General features: G+C 35.9%; 19 protein-coding genes and 1 tRNA gene. 11 read left to right on the top strand and 9 right to left on the bottom strand.

Going from position 1 to position 18,512, the window contains the following annotated elements:
• The first annotated feature begins 47 nt into the window (after positions 1-47).
• The 3 genes from PXC01_RS04300 (at position 48) to PXC01_RS04290 (ending at position 1,239) form a co-directional block, all read left to right on the top strand.
• Complete coding sequence (locus PXC01_RS04300) at positions 48-494, top strand: MarR family winged helix-turn-helix transcriptional regulator (RefSeq protein WP_276471131.1); 447 nt, start codon at positions 48-50, stop codon at positions 492-494.
• A 104-nt stretch (positions 495-598) separates the two neighbouring features.
• Positions 599-672 (top strand) — tRNA-Arg (locus PXC01_RS04295).
• Positions 673-807: 135 nt separating this feature from the next.
• Entirely contained in the window at positions 808-1,239 is a 432-nt protein-coding gene (locus tag PXC01_RS04290; protein ID WP_276471130.1) for a BLUF domain-containing protein, read from the top strand.
• A gap of 40 nt (positions 1,240-1,279) precedes the next feature.
• Here the strand turns inward: PXC01_RS04290 and PXC01_RS04285 are convergent, their stop codons facing one another.
• Complete coding sequence (locus PXC01_RS04285; RefSeq protein ID WP_276471129.1) at positions 1,280-1,813, bottom strand: hypothetical protein; 534 nt, start codon at positions 1,811-1,813, stop codon at positions 1,280-1,282.
• 48 nt (positions 1,814-1,861) lie between these two features.
• Positions 1,862-2,299: a DUF6789 family protein gene (locus PXC01_RS04280; RefSeq protein WP_276471128.1), complete on the bottom strand. Its 438-nt coding sequence runs from the start codon at positions 2,297-2,299 to the stop codon at positions 1,862-1,864.
• Positions 2,300-2,496: 197 nt separating this feature from the next.
• Here PXC01_RS04280 and PXC01_RS04275 point away from each other — a divergent pair, with 197 nt between their 5' ends.
• The 5 genes from PXC01_RS04275 to PXC01_RS04255 all read left to right on the top strand — a co-directional run bounded on the left by PXC01_RS04275 (position 2,497) and on the right by PXC01_RS04255 (position 5,325).
• Positions 2,497-2,769, top strand: coding sequence for a SemiSWEET family sugar transporter (locus tag PXC01_RS04275; RefSeq protein ID WP_276471127.1), 273 nt, complete (start codon positions 2,497-2,499; stop codon positions 2,767-2,769).
• 268 nt (positions 2,770-3,037) lie between these two features.
• Complete coding sequence (locus tag PXC01_RS04270; RefSeq protein ID WP_476703487.1) at positions 3,038-3,355, top strand: four-helix bundle copper-binding protein; 318 nt, start codon at positions 3,038-3,040, stop codon at positions 3,353-3,355.
• Positions 3,356-3,376: 21 nt separating this feature from the next.
• Entirely contained in the window at positions 3,377-4,234 is an 858-nt protein-coding gene (locus tag PXC01_RS04265; protein WP_276471125.1) for an SDR family oxidoreductase, read from the top strand.
• Positions 4,235-4,249: 15 nt separating this feature from the next.
• A complete protein-coding gene (locus PXC01_RS04260; protein WP_276471124.1) occupies positions 4,250-4,690 on the top strand; it encodes a response regulator in 441 nt (146 codons plus the stop codon).
• 191 nt (positions 4,691-4,881) lie between these two features.
• Positions 4,882-5,325: a response regulator gene (locus PXC01_RS04255; RefSeq protein ID WP_276471123.1), complete on the top strand. Its 444-nt coding sequence runs from the start codon at positions 4,882-4,884 to the stop codon at positions 5,323-5,325.
• A gap of 153 nt (positions 5,326-5,478) precedes the next feature.
• On the opposite strand, the gene PXC01_RS04250 is transcribed toward PXC01_RS04255, so the two are convergent.
• From PXC01_RS04250 to PXC01_RS04220, 7 genes are all read right to left on the bottom strand, one after another.
• Positions 5,479-6,474 carry a helix-turn-helix transcriptional regulator gene (locus PXC01_RS04250; RefSeq protein WP_276471122.1) on the bottom strand — a complete coding sequence of 332 codons (996 nt, stop codon included), beginning with the start codon at positions 6,472-6,474 and terminating at the stop codon, positions 5,479-5,481.
• Complete coding sequence (locus tag PXC01_RS04245) at positions 6,465-6,626, bottom strand: hypothetical protein (RefSeq protein ID WP_276471121.1); 162 nt, start codon at positions 6,624-6,626, stop codon at positions 6,465-6,467. Before PXC01_RS04245 ends, PXC01_RS04250 begins: the two co-directional genes overlap by 10 nt.
• Positions 6,627-6,744: 118 nt before the next feature.
• Complete coding sequence (locus PXC01_RS04240) at positions 6,745-8,676, bottom strand: sensor histidine kinase (RefSeq protein ID WP_276471120.1); 1,932 nt, start codon at positions 8,674-8,676, stop codon at positions 6,745-6,747.
• Positions 8,677-8,807: 131 nt separating this feature from the next.
• Positions 8,808-9,248, bottom strand: a complete 441-nt coding sequence (locus PXC01_RS04235) for a response regulator (protein ID WP_276471119.1) — start codon at positions 9,246-9,248, stop codon at positions 8,808-8,810.
• Positions 9,249-9,287: 39 nt separating this feature from the next.
• Positions 9,288-9,788, bottom strand: coding sequence for a helix-turn-helix domain-containing protein (locus PXC01_RS04230; protein ID WP_276471118.1), 501 nt, complete (start codon positions 9,786-9,788; stop codon positions 9,288-9,290).
• 212 nt (positions 9,789-10,000) lie between these two features.
• Positions 10,001-11,797: an alpha-amylase family glycosyl hydrolase gene (locus PXC01_RS04225; RefSeq protein ID WP_276471117.1), complete on the bottom strand. Its 1,797-nt coding sequence runs from the start codon at positions 11,795-11,797 to the stop codon at positions 10,001-10,003.
• 168 nt (positions 11,798-11,965) lie between these two features.
• Entirely contained in the window at positions 11,966-13,618 is a 1,653-nt protein-coding gene (locus PXC01_RS04220; protein WP_276471116.1) for a PAS domain-containing sensor histidine kinase, read from the bottom strand.
• Between the two features lie 268 nt (positions 13,619-13,886).
• Between PXC01_RS04220 and PXC01_RS04215 the strand changes: the two genes are divergently transcribed.
• From PXC01_RS04215 to PXC01_RS04205, 3 genes are read left to right on the top strand one after another with little or no spacing between them, the layout of a single operon-like run.
• Positions 13,887-15,533 carry a hypothetical protein gene (locus PXC01_RS04215; RefSeq protein WP_276471115.1) on the top strand — a complete coding sequence of 549 codons (1,647 nt, stop codon included), beginning with the start codon at positions 13,887-13,889 and terminating at the stop codon, positions 15,531-15,533.
• Positions 15,534-15,592: 59 nt separating this feature from the next.
• Complete coding sequence (locus PXC01_RS04210) at positions 15,593-17,044, top strand: APC family permease (RefSeq protein WP_276471114.1); 1,452 nt, start codon at positions 15,593-15,595, stop codon at positions 17,042-17,044.
• 3 nt (positions 17,045-17,047) lie between these two features.
• On the top strand, positions 17,048-18,496 hold the full coding sequence (locus PXC01_RS04205; protein WP_276471113.1) for an aldo/keto reductase: 1,449 nt from the start codon (positions 17,048-17,050) through the stop codon (positions 18,494-18,496).
• Positions 18,497-18,512 lie beyond the last annotated feature (16 nt).

Raw genomic sequence — 18,512 nt, 5'->3', positions numbered from 1 at the left:
ATTTTAACGATAAACTCCTGTATTTTTGGAAGAATAACTTTGAGATTATGGACAGGACGGAGGGCTTCGGCGTTTACATTGATCGTACTTTAAAAAAAGTACAGAGCACTTTTTTACAGGTATTTGCAGAAAACAACATTGATCTTACTATTGAACAATGGGTAATTTTACAACGTGTACATTTAGAAGGAAAAGACGCTTCGCAAGCTGATATTGCCAAATCTAACTTTAGAAATAGAGCTACGACTTCTAGGGTGATCAGTGGATTATGCAAAAAAGGGTTCTTACGCAAATCTAGATTTAGGGATGACCAAAAAAGATTTAAACTGGTAATTACGGAAGAAGGCTCTGAACTTATAAAAAGGGTAATGCCTTTTATTACCGATTTAAGAAAAGTTAGTACCCTGGGAATCACTGAAGAAGAATTTGAAATTTTCTACAAAGTACTTGACCAATTATGGGAAAATTTTGATCAATACGAAGGTCGTTCATAGTCATATTCCTGTCTATAAAAGAAATAATTAAATTTTTATTGATTTTCGTTTTACCAGTCTATAAAAATCACTAAGTTTGCACCCACATTTGAAAAAATGGTGTCGGTCGCATAGCTCAGCTGGATAGAGCATCTGCCTTCTAAGCAGACGGTCGGAGGTTCGAATCCTCCTGCGATCACTCAAAAGCCCCTTCTAGGGGCTTTTTTGTTGCATAATATTTGCTTAACCCTATCTCTTACTATCTTTTTTAAATGGTGTACTTCATTTTTTAGCATTTTTATTATTTTTGCCCATTAAGGATAACTTCAACAATATGTATACATTGACATATGAATCTGTAGCCACTAAAAAATTAAAAACTGTGGAAATGGAAGAGCTTCTTGAAAATGCTCGTGCCAATAATGAGAGAGATGATATTACCGGATGTCTTATTTATTACAAAGGTGGATTTGTTCAACTTTTAGAGGGCAGTAAAAAGAATATCACCGAACTTTATGATAAGATCAAAAAAGATCCTCGCCATACAAATGTTACCTTATTTTCCGACGATGAAATTAGCAAAAGAACTTTTCCAAATTGGGGAATGGCATACTATCCTATTGATGAAAATAATACCTCTAAATATGAATATGAGCAGTTTAAACGAAATTTAACCCTGCTAGCCGATTTGGTAACACCTACAAATGTTACCTCTAAACAATTTTGGAAAAAGATAAAAACTATGGTTGCAGAGCCGCCTATGTAATCTTGACCAAGACCATATTACAAATATTATCTAATAGCCATCAATCCCCATCCTCATTCTTTATTAGTGGATGATCCGTTCTGCCTAATCCTATTATTTTTATAATATTGATTATAGTATTGTATAACATCAATACCACTACAATTAAACCAGAACTCAATATGGCGCTTACACCGATAGTAATGTAATAAATGGCATCAAAATAGTTTTCCGGGATATTTTCACTTTCCGTAACAGGCAGATTAAACACCAAAAAGAACAGCAAAGAGGCTATAAAAATTGCCGTATCCAGCTTTGCAATTTGCATAATATGTAAATAATGATCATTCTTCAGTTTAGAGTTCGTGCCTGAGCTTACCCCTAAAAGAGTCAACATTAAAGCCAATATGGTTGCCGAGGCCAACACAATGGTATTACATAATGTATTTAATCCCGTAAGGCTAGACTTTATTAAAACTTTAGCTTCATAACCGCTTAAATTTCCAAGCATAAAAGTTCCTAAACCAATAAACCCTAAAGAGATTAAACCGCCTATAATTGCCCGCTTTGTATAAAGTGAAATTTCTATACCCATATTACATTAAAAAATTACTACTAATTAAACTTTGTTATATGTATTCCACTAGATCCTTGTGATTACCCATGAAACTGTAATACCAAAAATCATATGTGCAAGAATCAATTGTAAAAAGAAATATGTCCAGTTAATTTTGGGCGGATCATTATGGCTACTTATAATCATTGACCACCCGCCTACACCAACAATCCCTAGTATGAATCCAAAAATCAAACCCGTCCAAATAACGTCACTATAATTTATGTGAGAATAAAAGACATATATGATAGCCGCCATACTTATGCCTATACCAAAATGAATTAACCAGCCTAAAAAATAATTATGTTTCACGTTTCTTTTAAAGGTCTTGGAAAGATCAATAAGCTGATTTAATAAATGTGCCTCGTTAAATTTATTGCCGCTTAACAATTCAACCACATGACTAAAACCTGTCATAATCGTAGTTCCTAAAATGCCAGCGCAAAATATAATTAACAATTTCATTGCTGTTTTTATTTAGTTAAACTGATATGAGCTTTAAATTAAATAATAATTGGCGCATACGACTACCTATATTTTTTTGAACAAACATTTACTTGTAATGCATTACTTTTTGGAGCTTAACGCCAGTACCTTCAATGTTATGAAAACGAGCATAACAATTGTTATGCATTATATATGATCAACTACTAGTAACTAACATGGAAGAAATTATTGGAATTTTCGCCGGTATATTTACAACCATTGCCGCAGTTCCACAGATTTATAGAGCTTGGAGAACTAAAAAGGTAGATGATGTCTCCCCTAAAATGTTTTTTACATTAACGCTAGGGGTCCTGCTCTGGACAGTATATGGTGTTATGAAAAAAGATGTTCCAATTATTGTTACAAACGGTATTTCAACACTATTGAATATCACCATGTTCATGCTCATATTCAAATATAGAGAACAGAACAAAAGCCAAACACAATAAATTTTAAAGCTATAGGAAACATTTAGATTGTAAATATAAAAGTTGATTTTCCTTTAGATCTATAGATTCTCTTAAATGCAAAAAAGAATCACTCTAACCTATCCTAATGCAGCCCATAAGATTTCATTTTAATCATTATTTGTGCCGTATTGATATCATTATTTATCCATATGCTATACCGCACAATTTCCAATTAAAAGAGCAAATTATTTAACTGTGCATATTTTAATTTCAAGTAAGAAATTACAACCTATTAAAATTTAACAAGATGAAATTAGCATATAAAAGTTGCATAGAAGCCTGTAAAAAATGCTTCATAGATTGCCAAAACTGCATAGTTAACATGGCAGGCAAAGAAAGTATGAACGAGTGTCCAAATTGCTGTATTCAGTGTGTAGATACTTGTCTTAGTACCATTAAAATGTTAATGGCAGATAGTCCATTTTCCTCAAAACAAGCAACACTTTGCGCTGAAATTTGTGAATGGTGCGCAGAACAATGTCAACAACATGATCATGATCATTGCCAATTGTGCGCAGAATCTTGCCTGGCATGTGCCAAAGAATGTAGAAAACTTGCAGCCTAACACCTATTTAAAACTTAGAACATGGAAAATATTACAATAGATAAAAATCAAGAACAGACCGTACAACCTGGTGATGAATTTAAAATGAATCCTGAGCCGCTCACCATACGCGAAAGCTACAAAGGCAGTGACAAATTAAAAAACAAAGTTGCACTACTTACTGGTGGCGATAGTGGTATAGGTAAAAGTGTAGCGGTACATTTTGCAAGAGAAGGAGCAAAAATTGCCATCATTTACCTGAACGAAGAAAAAGATGCACTACAGACAAAAATTGAAATTGAAAATGAAGGCGGTCAATGTCTTTTATTAAAGGGCGATGTAAAGAACGAACAATTTTGCAAAAAGGCCTTAGATAATACCATTGCAAGCTTTGGCAGTTTAAACTGTATAATCAATAATGCGGCAATGCAATTTCCTACCGAGCATATTGAAGAAATAGAAACAGAAAATTTACACACCACCTTTGAAACCAATATCTATCCCTATTTCTATATTGTAAAAGCTGCTATGAAACACTTAAAAAAAGGCGATACCATTATAAATACAACATCTGTTACTGCTTATAGAGGGTCTGAGCATTTAATAGATTACGCCAGTACAAAAGGAGCAATTGTATCTTTTACAAGAAGTTTGTCAAAATCGCTTGCAGAGAAAGGAATTCGTGTAAATGCCGTGGCACCTGGACCCATTTGGACTCCTTTAATACCAGCTACTTTTGATGGTGAAAAACTAGAGAAATTTGGTAAAGATGTACCCTTGGGCAGACCAGGCCAACCGGCCGAAGTAGCGCCTGCCTATGTGTATCTGGCCAGTGAGGATAGCAGCTATATGACCGGACAGGTGTTACATATAAACGGCGGTGAAATTATTGGAGGATAATTAATTGACTTACTAATGATGAAAGATGACGTATTCCATATCTATATGGCAGAAGACGACGCCGAAGACCAACAAATTTTTATTGAAGCTATTGATAGTTTGCATGAGAACATACATATAACCATGTTCTCTAACGGGTCTGACCTATTAAATGAACTGCATACCAAACTGCTTACACCAAATGTTATTTTTCTAGATCTTTTTATGCCTAAATTAAATGGGGAAGAAACCTTGACCGAAATTAGAAAAAGTGCAGATTTTGACGATATTCCGGTGGTTATATTTTCCAATCAATATGATATTGACCGGATTTCGAATTTGTTCGAAAATGGAGCCAATAGATATCTCCACAAGCCAAATTCGTTCAAAACGCTGACTTCTGCTTTAAAAAGAACTATAGAATCTATTAAAAATAACACTTTGGGCGGTACGGCTATAATAAATTATGTTGCATAACAGTTACATAGAACGGTCATTAATAATATGACCCAAAAAAAGCAAATCTATTTTTTTAGGTATTGAGTTATTTTTAAAATCAATCGCATTATTGCGCAAAAACAGCAAATACTAACTTGCAATAGAATAATCGGCATTTCTAATGCCGATTTTCAATCAAATAATTTTAGAGTTCAAATTATTTACCGAACATGAGCAAACCAATTTTAAATGTTTTCCTAGCGGATGACGACAGTGACGACAGAACATTTTTTTCTGACGCTTTACGCGAAATACCAATACAGACCAAAATATCGGAATTCAACAATGGCGTAGATCTTATGGCAGGCTTGCTATCCGATAGTAACGATAAACCAGATGTCATATTCTTAGATTTAAAAATGCCTATGATGGATGGATTCGAGTGTCTTGCGGATATACGTGATCTTGAAAAATACGAAGATATTCCAGTAATTATTTATTCAACATCGTACCACCCTAAGGAAATAACCCGTTTAAACGAAATGGGGGCATCATTATATTTGCAAAAACCATCTTCATACAATCAACTTAAAACACTTTTACATAAGTGCCTTCGCTATGTGGACAATGCTGAAGAAAGCAAGCCTGAAAAAGAATTTGTTATTTCCATCTAAACACATTCTTTATCTTTTATTTTAACATCTTTTCCTTTTTACTCCTGTACCACCTTTCTGTTATTCTATTTTTCTAAAGCTTTATTAAGACCATATATAAAATAAAAAAGCCAGCTCTAAAGAGCCGGCTCAACCATTTTCATATATTTTACCTTATGCTGAAAGCGATACGTTTCTAATGTTCATTAAGTATGCTTTAGGAGTACATTTAAACTTGTTTCTAAATATTTTAGAGAAGTAACTTCTACTGGTAAATCCTATGGAATAAACTATCTCTGAAATATTCATATCAGATGTTTGTATCAACTCTTCGGCAAGAATCAACCTTTCATTTCTAATGAAATTGGTTACCGTAGTACCTTCCATTACCTTAAAGCCCTCTTGTAATTTAGTTGGCGAAAGACCATATTCCTTACTTAAATCTGTTACGGTATATGGAAATTCCGGTTTTCTTTTAATTGCGTTAACAGCTTCTTCAATTCTTAAAAGCTCTTTCTTGGTCAACATCGTAGATACCTGCCCACTATTCTCAATATCTTGCTTACAGTGTAATATCTCTAAAGCTAAAGTAAAGTTTACAATACCTTCTATTAGCAGTTTTCTAACCAAACCTACCTGGGTAATTGATCTGATCTGCAATAACTGTTCTTTTATTTTTAGATTGAAAGTTCCAATATGTGCATTACCGTCCTCATTTAAGAACTGGGCAAACAATTGGTCGTACAACTCATTATTATCTACGTTCTTACTTAGAGATTCCCCGTTTTGCGTTACCTTAATAATAGATAAGTTAGATTTTGTAGCCTCTCTTAATTTTATATTAATAGTTTTGTTAGAACCGCCTACAACCACTGTTTGCAATGCTTCAACCTTACTATTTTCTTTTCCGTTTGAAAACCTGAAATTACCTTCCAAACAGTAAATAAAGTATAAACTACGATTTTCATCCAATTTTAAATCAAAATTAAAATCCTCGTTCAAATCCATATCATATTCTGTGTAGGATATTCCAGATCCCAATGAAACAGTTTGTATTCTACCCGTTCCTTTATCATTATCATATTGAAGAATACGATCACCTTGAAAACTGGAGATACTTCCTCCTAATACACTATTGAAATAACTTAATTGATTATGGACTACTTGCATGATATATTGTTTAAATGGTTATTATTAGATAAAGCCTTTTGCGCTACTAAAGCGTCTGATGAGCTAGAAGTTGATATTTCTAGTTTAGAACCTTGGTTATTAGAGTTTTTGTGTCTTACGGCACCTACTCTAGCATATTGAAGATTGTTCATAAAAGCTTACATTTTTTGTTGTTACAAAGATGCAGCCTGTAGCAAGTAAATACGTTACAACATTTTTAAAAGCTGTTACACAATTTTAAGAAGACATAAAAATTATGAAATATACCTATTATAAAAGGGTGGGTAGATATACAGTGAAAACGGCCCCTTTATCCGTCTCTCCCTTGGCCATAATAGTTCCGTTATGTGATTGCACTATTTTTTTACAGATGGATAACCCTAACCCTGTACCGGAAAATTCTGTTTTTCCATGAAGGCGTTGAAATATTTCAAAAATTTTCTCTTGGTACTTTTTTTCGAAACCAATACCATTATCGGCAAATTGAAGTTGCACATAATTAATGTTAGGTAACAAGGTTTCTATATCCGTTTTGTTTCCACTTACTATATTACCCATAATTTTAATATGGGGGCGTACACCTTCTTTTACATACTTAAGTGAATTACCTATAAGATTTGCAAATAATTGCTCTAATTGAAATTGAATACCGTTTACGACCGGAAGGCTTACAGATTCTACTTTGGCATCTAAATCAATAATTCTTTCGCCCAAATCTTCTAAAACATTATTTAAAACGTCGTTTAAATCTACCCTTGTAGGTTGTTCGCTTACCTCATCTACTTTTGAATAAGAAAGCAGATTATTGATAAGATTGCGCATTCTATCCGATGAATATTTGATTTTTGACAAATACCCTTGCGACCTTTCACTTAAACGCCCCTCTTCTTCTTCGTCCAGTCTACTAACAAACATTTGAATTTTACGTAACGGTTCTTGCAGATCATGACTTGCAACACGGTTAAATGCTTCTAAATCTGCATTGGTTCGCTTTAGCTCTGTATTCTTTATCTGTAGTATAGATTCTGCCTCTATTTGTTTGGTTACATCCCTAATGACGCCTACCATATACCAACTACCCTCTTTTTGATGGCATTCTCCTATAGTATTCATATAGCGTAGTTCTTGAGATTTCGTGTAAATGCGAAAAACAAGATCTGTTTTAGACTTGTTTTTTCTAGCCTCTTTAAAACTAGACTTTACTTTCTCAAAATCATTTGGGTGTAAAAAAGTGAGCAGACGATCATATTTATTATCAAACTCGTTTGGATCGTAACCAAACAATCTGTACACGTTATCCGAATATTTTATATGATCCTCATTTAAATGCCAACGAAAGCTACCTATATTGGCCACACGTTCAGCTTCTGACAATAGCCTATTCTGTATAAATAATTGCGCTTCATACTTTTTCTCCTGTGTTACATCTTTAGAGAACAATATAAGGCCATCATTCATTTTAACCGCTTTAGTGGACAACCAAACAGGGTCATCTGTAAAAGCAAATTCTTTAGTGTATTCTTTATTCTCTCCGGTCGTATAACAATCGGTCAAAATTTCCAATACACCATTTTCTAAATTTTTAGGGTAATATTCTAAAATGGTCTTACCTTCTATAAAGCCCGAATCATCATTGGTAATCTCATTTAACCGATTATTAATATAATCTATACGAAAGTCCTCTACACCTCCCGCTTTATTGAACACGGGCTTTAAGTAAGAAATAATACTATCATTGCTATCTAAAACACGAATACCAAAAAGATTGGAAATTTCAAGTTCTCTATTTCTTGATTCCAAACTACCTAACGGAAGTTTAGAATCCTTATCTGAAATAAATTTTGGCTTTACCAAGGTCAGGGCAAATAATAACCCCTTACCAAAAATCCTAATTCTTACATGATAATTGAGAATATTAGCTTCTTCCCTTACTATGATATTAAAATTTTCATCTTCACCAGTTTCCAACACCTTGTTTGCCAAAATCAATACCTCATCATAATGAACAAGCTCCTCTAACGTTTCACTTTTATCATTTTCTGCTGTAACCGCAAAAAAGACCTGTCCTTTCTTGTTTGCATATTTAGGCCTATAATCTTTGATATTTACAGAATTAGAGGCTGATGGCTCAGCATATAAAATAGCAGTATCGGCATCATCTACCATTGTTCTAAAAAAATCATCCGCTAAATTATTCTTCATACTATTCCGTATTAAACATCTTATGTTAAGATACTGCGAAATAACTTATTAAATTGCGACTTGTTTGGTGCTAAAACAAAAAAAGTTGTTCCTAACGAAACAACTTTGATAAAATACCTTATGTAAGCAGTTTATATTTTCAATAAAAAGTTTTCTTTCTTAAAATCATTTAGGTGATAGGCCCAGTTCATTTTAACTACTTGCTTTAAGGACTTTTTAAGCTCGTTAAAACTACTTGGTTTTTTAATATAAATATTGGCTCCTTTTTCAAAGGTTTCCTCAATATCTCTTTCTGCAGAAGAAGTAGAATATATTGCGACCAACAGATCTTTTAAATGTGGTGTACGTCTAATTGCTTCCAAACACTCAAACCCGTTCATAATAGGCATATTCAAATCTAGAAATACCAAATCTGGAGTATTGTCCGTATCGTTCAATAAAAATTCCATACAACTCTTACCGTTCTCTAGCTGACGTAACTCCGTATTGAGTTCAACCCCTTCCAATGCATCTGCAAAAAACTGTCTGTCGTCTTCATCGTCATCAACGAGAAGTATTTTTAATTTATCCATTTTCTCTATTCATGTATTGAAAAGAAGAACCCTTCCTCTTTATTTTTTTCTAAACTTCATGTATTGGGTTATGGTTAACCCTGTTACTTTCTTGAATTGATTTGATAAATGGGGAACACTGCTAAAATTTAAGTTATGGGCAATTTCACCTAAACTCGTATTCTCTAAAAGCACTAATTCCTTTACTTTTTCTATGCGCACTAAAATATAAAAATTCTCTATCGAGGTAAATGTTTTACTAGAAAATAAGTTTGAAAGGTAAGGGTAACTAAACCCTAATTGATTAGATAATAATTCTGAAATTTTTACATTTCTAATATCACCTTCATAAACCATTTTTTTTATGTAAATCTTAATTTCCTCAACAAGATCACGATTTTCTTTCGTCTGAACTTTTATACCAAAACCCTTCAATTCACCAATGATCGCTTTAAGCTTTTCATCACTTATATCATCAGACAACTGAACGGTATTGTCATGCAAAATTTCAAAATCAACCCCTGCAGCGTCCATTGTTCTTTGAAATATTTCATTAACCATTTTTTCAGGGCTATATATGAAACTATATTCCATTAATTACATCAATATTAGTTCGCCACATTTAAGCCGGTAAAATTATTGTTTTACCTATAGATTATATAACAAAATACAATAAAATTTTACCACTATTAAAGCCGATTCCATAAAAATATTGAAATGTAAGTTTAAACCTACATAATATTATATCGGAATAATGCCATTTAAAAAAATTCTTACGATTTGGTAAATATCAATGCTCCATATGCAGGTATATTAATTTTTCCTGTCCAGTTCTTGGCATCGGTATGTTCTTCAACAACGGTTACATCATCAACCGGTAACTCTGAGAACGCTTGATCATATATTTTACTGCTAGCATTGATCTTAAGTTCAAAAGATTCATTTTCATGTAGACCGATACCGTAATTCCCGTAGTCCTGATTGCTAAAATTTAAAACGACCAGTACTGAATTGGATACATTATTTTCATCAAACCTTTTATATGCCAATATTTTAGTTTCATGATTTACATGTAGCATTTCTATATGCTGGCTTCTTAAACCCTCACCACCATCTATTTGGCCTGTTCTTAGCTTTATAATATCACTTACAAGATTTTCAATGCCTTTGTGTTTCTTTTCTTTGTCCCAATCCAAGCCTTCCGTATCTTGAAAGTATTCATCTTCAATAAACTCCTGCCCTTGAAAAAGCATTGGTATACCCGGTGCCGTCAAGGTCAAAACTATACCTAACAATGCTCTCTTTTTAGCAAAATCACTTTCTGCATCACCTGGTTGTATCTCTTCTGGCACTCTTGCCTTACCATTGGCAACCTCATCATGAGACTCCGTATAAACTATACGGCAAAACGCATCGTTACTATACTTAAATTCCAAGGCATCTACCACTTTTTGCAAATCCCTACTATCATCATGGGTATCTTCTATCACCTCTCTAACGGGGTGTACAAAATTCATATCCCATTGAGATCCATAAGCAAGTCCATTATGTTCAATGGCATCCGTTACCCTACTATCGCCTTTAAGATCTTCGGCAATTGTCAATACATGCGGATATTTATCCCTTATTTCAGAATTGATATCACGCATTAAAATATTGCCTTCTTCTATTTCGGTATCATACCCTAGACCACCGCCTTCATAACGTATATATGAGGTAGCATCCATACGCAACCCGTCACAATGGTACTTTTCTATCCACATTAATGCATTGTCCCTTAGATATTGGCGTACTTCTTTTCTGCCATAGTCAGGTCTAGTATCTCCCCAAGGGGTATCACTTCTATGGTCATTATAGAAATAGATGCCGCCTTTATCGTTCTCGCTCCAACCATCAAACTGCCATAGATCTACATCAGAAGGACCAAAGTGGTTATACACTACATCCATTATTACAGCTATACCTTTTTTATGCGCTTCATTGACCAATTTCGCAAAGGCATCTGGACCGCCATAATCTTGTTCAATGGCAAATGGGTGCGCAGGGTTATACCCCCAAGAAATACCACCCGCAAACTCTGCGACCGGTAACAGCTCTATACAGTTAATACCCAAATCCCTTAGATAGTCTAACTTATCTATAACATCTTGGAACGTACCTACGGTATCTGATGCCGAACGATTAAAAGTACCTACATGTAGTTCGTATATAACAAGCTCGTTCCAATTTGGCATGTTAAACTCCGCATCGTCCCATTTAAAATCTAAAGCCCTAATTATGGAATTACCATTGCTATTGGTCACTTCAAAGGCATAAGGATCGTTTCTTGCCAAAATCTCCCCATTATATTCAATAAAGAATTTATATTCATCACCTTCAGATGCTTTTTCGGTGATTACAGACCAGTACCCATTTTCTTCAAGTTCTAGTGAAATGTCATTTTTAGACCAGTTGTTGAAGCTTCCGCCAACGAAAACTTTCTCCGCATGCGGAGCCCACACTCTAAAGGTTACGGCACCATCATTTAAGACAGCGCCCATACCTGCCGATTTTTCTATAGTAGTATTCATATACCAAAAATAGACTGCGATCGGTGTAAGTAATATCCTCAAAAAGAGATGCTTTAACTCAAAAACATTTTATTCACGTAATTATAGGCTTCCCTATAAAAAAAGCTCATTTTAAAGAAAATGAGCTTTTTTTATGAATGCAATCACTTTGGTTCAAGAAACACTTTTCTATTGCATTTTTGGCAATACGATTTCAAACACCGATCCTTCGTTAAGTTTGCCCGATGCACTAATTACACCATGATGATTCTGTACAATCTTCTTAACAATTGCCAAACCTATACCGGTACCTACATATTCTTGCTTAGAATGTAAGCGTTGAAATACTTCAAATATCTTTTCTGCAAATTGTTCTTCAAACCCTATACCATTATCGGTAATGGTAATTTTAACGTATTCCTTATTATTTTTTAACCCAACATCTACAGATTTTGCGTTCGTAATAATTTCCGTATCTATGGTTACATTGGGCGAGACATCATTTTTAGAGTATTTTACGGCATTGGATAATAGATTATACATTAACTGCCTAAATTGAAATGGCACCACCTCCAATTCACATGAACGCAACAAGGTTATTTTGCCCTCTTTCTTTTTAAGTTCTTCCCCAAGGTCATTTTTGACATCTTCTACCAGTTCTTTTAAATCTATGACCTCAAAGACCCTATTCTCGGTATCTGTGCGTGAATATGATAGTAAATCATTGATCAGTGATTGCATTCTTTTGGCCGCAGATTGTATCTTTTCAAATTTAGCTTTGCCAGATGTGGATAGTTTATCATACTCTTTGTCCATCAACACTTCGGCAAACATCTGAATTTTACGCAGCGGTTCTTGAAGATCATGGCTAGATATGTATGCAAAAGACTGAAGCTCTTTATTCATTGCCTCTAATTTGCTATTACTATCAGCTAGTTCTTTGGTACGTATGTTCACTTCTTTTTTAAGTTCATCTGCAAACGATTTTTGTTTATCGATATTCATTGCCGTACCAATAAAGCCCACCATTTTATTTTCCTCGAATTTTGGAACCCCTAAAACCTTAAACCATTCGTATTTACCGGTTTCCTTTCTTCTAACCCTATATTCTAGCGTAAAGTCAGTTTCATCTGCAACCGCTTTACCAAAACCTTCATAAATAATATCAAGGTCATCTGGGTGCACTACTTCTTTCCAGACCTTACCGGTAAAGTCCGCTTCTTTTTCTATTCCTACATAATTTAATAAAGCACGATTAGAATACTGAATATTGATATCATTATCCGTAATCCAGATCCATACCGGAGATAAGTTTGCCACTTCCCTAAACCTACGCTCACTTTCCTTTAAGCGCCTTTCTGCCAACACCGCCTCCGTAGTATCGGTAACAATAACCAAAACGCCAGATACTTCTCCTTCTTCATTTTTTACGGGACTATAGCTAAATGTCCAGTAAACATCTTCCATTCTACCATTTCTAAAAATAGGAACCATTAGGTTTTCTTTCCAAATAGATTCGCCATTTTCAGTTACAATTTTTAACATAGGTTCTACATCGCTCCAGCTTTCGGACCAAGCCTGCTTTCCGTTTAAACCCAATATCTTAGGATGTTTACCATCATTTCCTAAAATGGGCCTATACGCATCATTGTAAAAACTCTTTAAAGTATCTCCCCAAAACAAAAACATGGGAAATGGAGAGTTCAACATTATGTTCAATGTGGTACGTAAATTATGCGGCCATCCATCTGGCGTACCTAACGGAGTAAGAGACCAATCTTTTTCTCGCATTAGCCTACCCATTTCACCACCATCATCCAGAAAATGAAATTTTTTATTCATAAGAATGTAATATCAAAACCCCTAAAACAACTATTAAATAATTGACAATCATAAAATTATATAGAAACTAAAGCAATCAATTTCTACCTGAAAAACATAATTGTCAAAGTATGCAAATTAATCAATTTAAAAAGTAATTGTTAACTCAAAAAAATAGATTGGCATTCATATGAAAAATTCTTACTACATAACTAACATTTTGTTTAAAAACATGGCTCATTGATCCACTATTCTTATTTTGCATACAGATACCAACCACCTACCATCTATGAAGAACAAGACTATTTTTAAAGTATTAATTTATGTTATTCCTTTTCTTTATCTGTTTGTTCCACAAAATGTAACAGCTCAAGACAAGGTTTCCAATCAAGAATTAGTTCAACTTTTTAGAGAATGGCGCTCTTTTGAAAACCCGCCACTAGTAGACGGCGCCCCTGATTATACCGTGCACACTTTTAAGAAAAGATTTCCAAAATTTGAACTATTACGAGAACAACTTCTAGCTATTGATACTGCAGGATGGCCTATACCGGACAAAGTAGACTGGCACATTATACATGCCGAAATGAACGGTTATGATTTTAACCAACGAATTTTAAAACCTTGGACCAGAGACCCTGCATTCTATAAAACAATTTGGACAGACCGTAGCGATGTTCCTGCCCACGAGGGTCCTACCCACCATGCCATAATAGATATTTGGAAATATAGCTTTCCCTTAAACAAAGCAGACCAAACCAAATTACTTAACTCTTTAAAAATCATTCCTATCCTTAACAAGCAGGCTCAGGAAAATTTAACGGGCAATGCCAAAGACCTATGGTTGGCCGGCATCCGTGATATTGAGACACAGAGTAATGACTTGGCAGCTATAAAAAACCTGCCCGGGATTCAAAAAAACAAAAAAATAATGGCTGCGATCAATGCGGCAATAACATCCACCGATCGTTTTTCGGCATGGCTAAAAACGGAAGCCAGTACTAAAACCGGTCCTTCGGGCATTGGCAAAGAAAATTATACCTGGTACCTACAAAATGTTCATTTGGTACCATTGACATGGGAAGACGAGGTTATGCTCTTAAAACGAGAGCTTACCAGAGCATGGTCCGCACTTAAATTAGAGGAACACAGAAATAGAAATCTGCCTGAGTTACCAGATGCCGGTAGCGTTGAAGAATATAATAAAATGGCAAAGGTCTCCGCAGAAAGCCTTTTGCAATTTTTAGATAAAAATGAAATAGTAACGGTTAAAGACTACTTTGAGACTGCGCTTAATGATCATTTAGGTGCATATGTACCTCGTGAGAAAAGAAACTTTTTTTGGATTACCGCCCATTTAGATCAACGCCCGCTTTACTCTCATTTTTATCATTGGTTTGAACTGGCAAGGATGGACAAAGAACCTAACCCGCGCGAAATTAGAAAAGAGGCCCTACTATACAATATATTCGATTCAAGAAACGAAGGCGTGGCTACCGCGGTAGAAGAAATGTTCATGGATGCGGGGCTATATGATGACCAAACCCGTTCTAGGGAAATTGTTTACATTATGATCGCACAACGCGCAGCAAGGGGCTTGGGATCGCTCTATGCACATGCAAACCTTATGAGCTCTGAAGAAGCGGGCGGCATCCACTCCAATTACACCCCAAGAGGTTGGATGAAAACAGAAAAGGACCTGTTGCTTTTTGAGCAGCACCTATACCTAAGACAACCAGGATACGGAACTAGTTACATTACCGGTAAATACTTACTTGAAAACACCATGGCCGAATATGCCAGAATGAAAGAATCTAAAAACGAACCTTTTGAAATGAAAGCTTTTTTCGATGAGCTAAATGCCATAGGCTGCATTCCAATAACATTGGGCAGATGGCAAATGACAGGTGTACGATCTTTTTTAGATAAAGAATAACATGGCCAACCATAACTACTTAAATATTGACTACGAACTCTAAGAAATTAAACCGCCAAATGGGGCTTCTTGCCCTTACCGCTACGGGTGTTTGTTCTATGTTAGGGGCATCTATAAATGTTGTGCCGTTCATGATACAACGTAATGTGCCGGGTATTGGCCCTTACGTACTGCCTGCATTTATTTTTGCGGCGGTGCCTGCATTGTTCGCGGCATTGGCCTATGGTATTTTGGCGTCTGCCATGCCACGTGCCGGCGGTAGTTATATATACGCCAGTAGAGGCTTAAATCCGTATTTAGGCTTTGTCGCCAGTTTCTCCCAATGGTTCGGGCTCTCTATTGTTATTGGTGTTATCGCTTACGTTACCGTACCGTTTATAAGAGATGTAACACTGAGTTTGGGATGGAAAAACATCTCTAACGGATTGGAAATAGGATGGATAAGAGTAACCATTGCATTGGCATTGATCTGGTCGTTTATCACCATTAACATTAAGGGCATCAAAAGTTATGAACGCATTTTATTGCCCATGATGTTTTTAATGTTCGCCCTTGGCGGAATTGTCATAGTTTCGGCACTCATTTACGATACAACGGATTTCCTGGCCGGGCTACAAAACAAAACAGGACGCAGCTTTACCCCTGTAAATCAAATAGATTTTGATTGGCGCATATTTCTGTCTGCGGCCGCACTTTTGTTTTCCAGCTTTATTGGTTTTGATTCTATTGCCCAAGCAGGTGGGGAAGCAAAAAAACCTACTAAAACATTACCAAGGGCAATTTTACTCGCCATATTTGGCGTTGGGCTATTTTACTTTCTCTTTGCAACGGCGGTTTACCATATTGTACCGTGGAGTTTTGTTGCAGAAGAAGCTATGAACAAAGATATCTCTGCCCCTGGGCTGTTAAGCTATGTACTGCCATCTGGTTTAGGCATTGCAATACTGGCAGGTGCCGCAATTGCCCTGATCAATGATCTACCTGCTATGTTACTATCCGTATCACGCTTAATGTTCGCTTGGGCCAAAGATGGTATTTTTCCAAAATCCATCTCTAGGGTACATCCAAAAAATCATACACCACATATTGCCTTAATAGTGGCTGGCGCTATGGCAAGTATTGGTGTTCTAGGCTCTCATTTTGCAGGAGATTTCTTTTTGGGCATAGATATTATGGTGACCTCAATGATGGTCAATTTTCTGCTAATGTGCATTACACTTGTTACCATAAAAAAGGTAAACCCAGGTTTGGCAAAAAAGATTTCCGTACTTAAAAACAGAACATTACAACTATGCATTGCTTGGTCTGGCATTTTCACCCTTTCCGGGTTCTTGGGCATACACACTTATAAGGATCTTACCTCAGAGACAACGGCGTGGTATTTTCACTCTACACCAATATGGCTCATAGTTATGGCGCTGGCAAGTTTATTATTTGCCTACTACTGGAAAAAATTGAAGAAACAGAACAACGATACAAACAAATTATTTTTAGAACTGCCTGAAGAATAAAAGATGCGAACAACAATTGAATTAGCAAAAGATTTAGAGATTTCCAGAGTGGTTACGGGCTTATGGCAAATTGCGGATATGGAGCGTAACGGCAATACCTTGGACCCTGTTGCAACGGCCAAGTACATGAAGCCTTATCTAGATGCCGGTCTCACTTCTTTTGATATGGCAGACCACTACGGCTCCAGTGAAATAATTGCCGGTACCTTTAAAAATAACCTAGCGGATAAAGATAGCGTGCAGCTATTTACCAAATGGGTTCCAAAACCCGGAAAAATTTCCCGTAAAGATGTCAGAGCTGCCATACGGACTGCACTTGACAGAATGCAACAATCCAGCATAGACCTTTTGCAATTTCATGCGTGGTACTACCCCGATGCCAGTTGGTTAGATGGCCTCTTATATTTAAAAGAACTACAGGAAGAGGGTTTGATCAAACATATTGGGGTCACCAATTTTGATGCCGCACATTTAAGAATTGCCCTGGCAAGCGGTATCCCTATTGTTAGCAATCAAATTTGCCATTCATTGATAGACCAAAGGGCGAACGGGCAAATGGCAAAAGTATGCCGTGAGTATAATGTAAAACTATTGACGTTCGGGACTTTGGCAGGCGGATTTTTAACCGATAAATGGTTAAACAAAACCGAGCCCACCAAAAAGGAACTGACTACATGGTCACAAATGAAATACAAACGTTTTATTGATGCCGCCGGCGGATGGGAACCGTACCAAAAGTTATTGCGGACCGTAAAAAAAATTGCAGATAAACATAATGCTTCCATCGCAAATATTGCAAGTAGGTTCATCTTAGAAGGTGAAGCCGTTGCCGCTGTTATTGTAGGCGCCCGTTTGGGAGAAAGCGAGCATATTGACGATAATAGAAAAATGTTGGACATTCAACTTGATGCGGATGATATCAACGATATTAAAAAGGCACAACTTCAATTGAAAGACATACCTGGAGATTGCGGTGACGAGTACAGAAAACCTCCCTTCCTGACCGCATCGGGTGATCTCAGCGACCACTTGGAAACTATTCCCAAAGCTTTTACCCCGTTAAAAACGGGAGAAAATAAAGAACAGATTTTTAGTGGTACCGAATGGGAAGAATATGCAGGTTATTGCAGAGCCATTAAACTTGGTAAAAACATCCATGTTTCTGGCACCACCGCTACACACGGCAACTTAATGATCGGCGGTAACGATGCCGCTGCCCAGACCCATTTTATAATTGATAAAATAGAAGGCGTAATCACTTCCTTTGGCGGTAAACTTGAAGACGTGGTTAGAACACGTATTTTCGTCAACGAACTAAAAGATTGGGAACCTATTGCAAGAGCTCATGGCGAACGGTTTAAAGGAATAAACCCTGCAAATACCCTGGTAGAAGCCAAACTGGTAGGCAATGGTTATATGGTAGAAATTGAAGCCGAAGCTATACTACCATAGCTCTTTTTAGTTTTTT

Origin of the sequence: Maribacter huludaoensis, assembly GCF_029350945.1 — a bacterium.
Lineage (GTDB): Bacteria > Bacteroidota > Bacteroidia > Flavobacteriales > Flavobacteriaceae > Maribacter > Maribacter huludaoensis.
The sequence above is the reverse complement of the archived record's forward strand: the minus strand, read 5'-3'. Positions and strand labels throughout refer to the sequence as shown.

Bases quoted from the DNA above. Each gene is read 5' to 3' on its own strand.
- PXC01_RS04300 (WP_276471131.1), top strand. From the start codon at position 48: ATGGACAGGACGGAGGGCTTCGGCGTTTACATTGATCGTACTTTAAAA.
- PXC01_RS04290 (WP_276471130.1), top strand. From the start codon at position 808: ATGTATACATTGACATATGAATCTGTAGCCACTAAAAAATTAAAAACT.
- PXC01_RS04285 (WP_276471129.1), bottom strand. From the start codon at position 1,813: ATGGGTATAGAAATTTCACTTTATACAAAGCGGGCAATTATAGGCGGT.
- PXC01_RS04280 (WP_276471128.1), bottom strand. From the start codon at position 2,299: ATGAAATTGTTAATTATATTTTGCGCTGGCATTTTAGGAACTACGATT.
- PXC01_RS04275 (WP_276471127.1), top strand. From the start codon at position 2,497: ATGGAAGAAATTATTGGAATTTTCGCCGGTATATTTACAACCATTGCC.
- PXC01_RS04270 (WP_476703487.1), top strand. From the start codon at position 3,038: ATGAAATTAGCATATAAAAGTTGCATAGAAGCCTGTAAAAAATGCTTC.
- PXC01_RS04265 (WP_276471125.1), top strand. From the start codon at position 3,377: ATGGAAAATATTACAATAGATAAAAATCAAGAACAGACCGTACAACCT.
- PXC01_RS04260 (WP_276471124.1), top strand. From the start codon at position 4,250: ATGATGAAAGATGACGTATTCCATATCTATATGGCAGAAGACGACGCC.
- PXC01_RS04255 (WP_276471123.1), top strand. From the start codon at position 4,882: ATGAGCAAACCAATTTTAAATGTTTTCCTAGCGGATGACGACAGTGAC.
- PXC01_RS04250 (WP_276471122.1), bottom strand. From the start codon at position 6,474: ATGCAAGTAGTCCATAATCAATTAAGTTATTTCAATAGTGTATTAGGA.
- PXC01_RS04245 (WP_276471121.1), bottom strand. From the start codon at position 6,626: ATGAACAATCTTCAATATGCTAGAGTAGGTGCCGTAAGACACAAAAAC.
- PXC01_RS04240 (WP_276471120.1), bottom strand. From the start codon at position 8,676: ATGAAGAATAATTTAGCGGATGATTTTTTTAGAACAATGGTAGATGAT.
- PXC01_RS04235 (WP_276471119.1), bottom strand. From the start codon at position 9,248: ATGGATAAATTAAAAATACTTCTCGTTGATGACGATGAAGACGACAGA.
- PXC01_RS04230 (WP_276471118.1), bottom strand. From the start codon at position 9,788: ATGGTTAATGAAATATTTCAAAGAACAATGGACGCTGCAGGGGTTGAT.
- PXC01_RS04225 (WP_276471117.1), bottom strand. From the start codon at position 11,797: ATGAATACTACTATAGAAAAATCGGCAGGTATGGGCGCTGTCTTAAAT.
- PXC01_RS04220 (WP_276471116.1), bottom strand. From the start codon at position 13,618: ATGAATAAAAAATTTCATTTTCTGGATGATGGTGGTGAAATGGGTAGG.
- PXC01_RS04215 (WP_276471115.1), top strand. From the start codon at position 13,887: ATGAAGAACAAGACTATTTTTAAAGTATTAATTTATGTTATTCCTTTT.
- PXC01_RS04210 (WP_276471114.1), top strand. From the start codon at position 15,593: ATGGGGCTTCTTGCCCTTACCGCTACGGGTGTTTGTTCTATGTTAGGG.
- PXC01_RS04205 (WP_276471113.1), top strand. From the start codon at position 17,048: ATGCGAACAACAATTGAATTAGCAAAAGATTTAGAGATTTCCAGAGTG.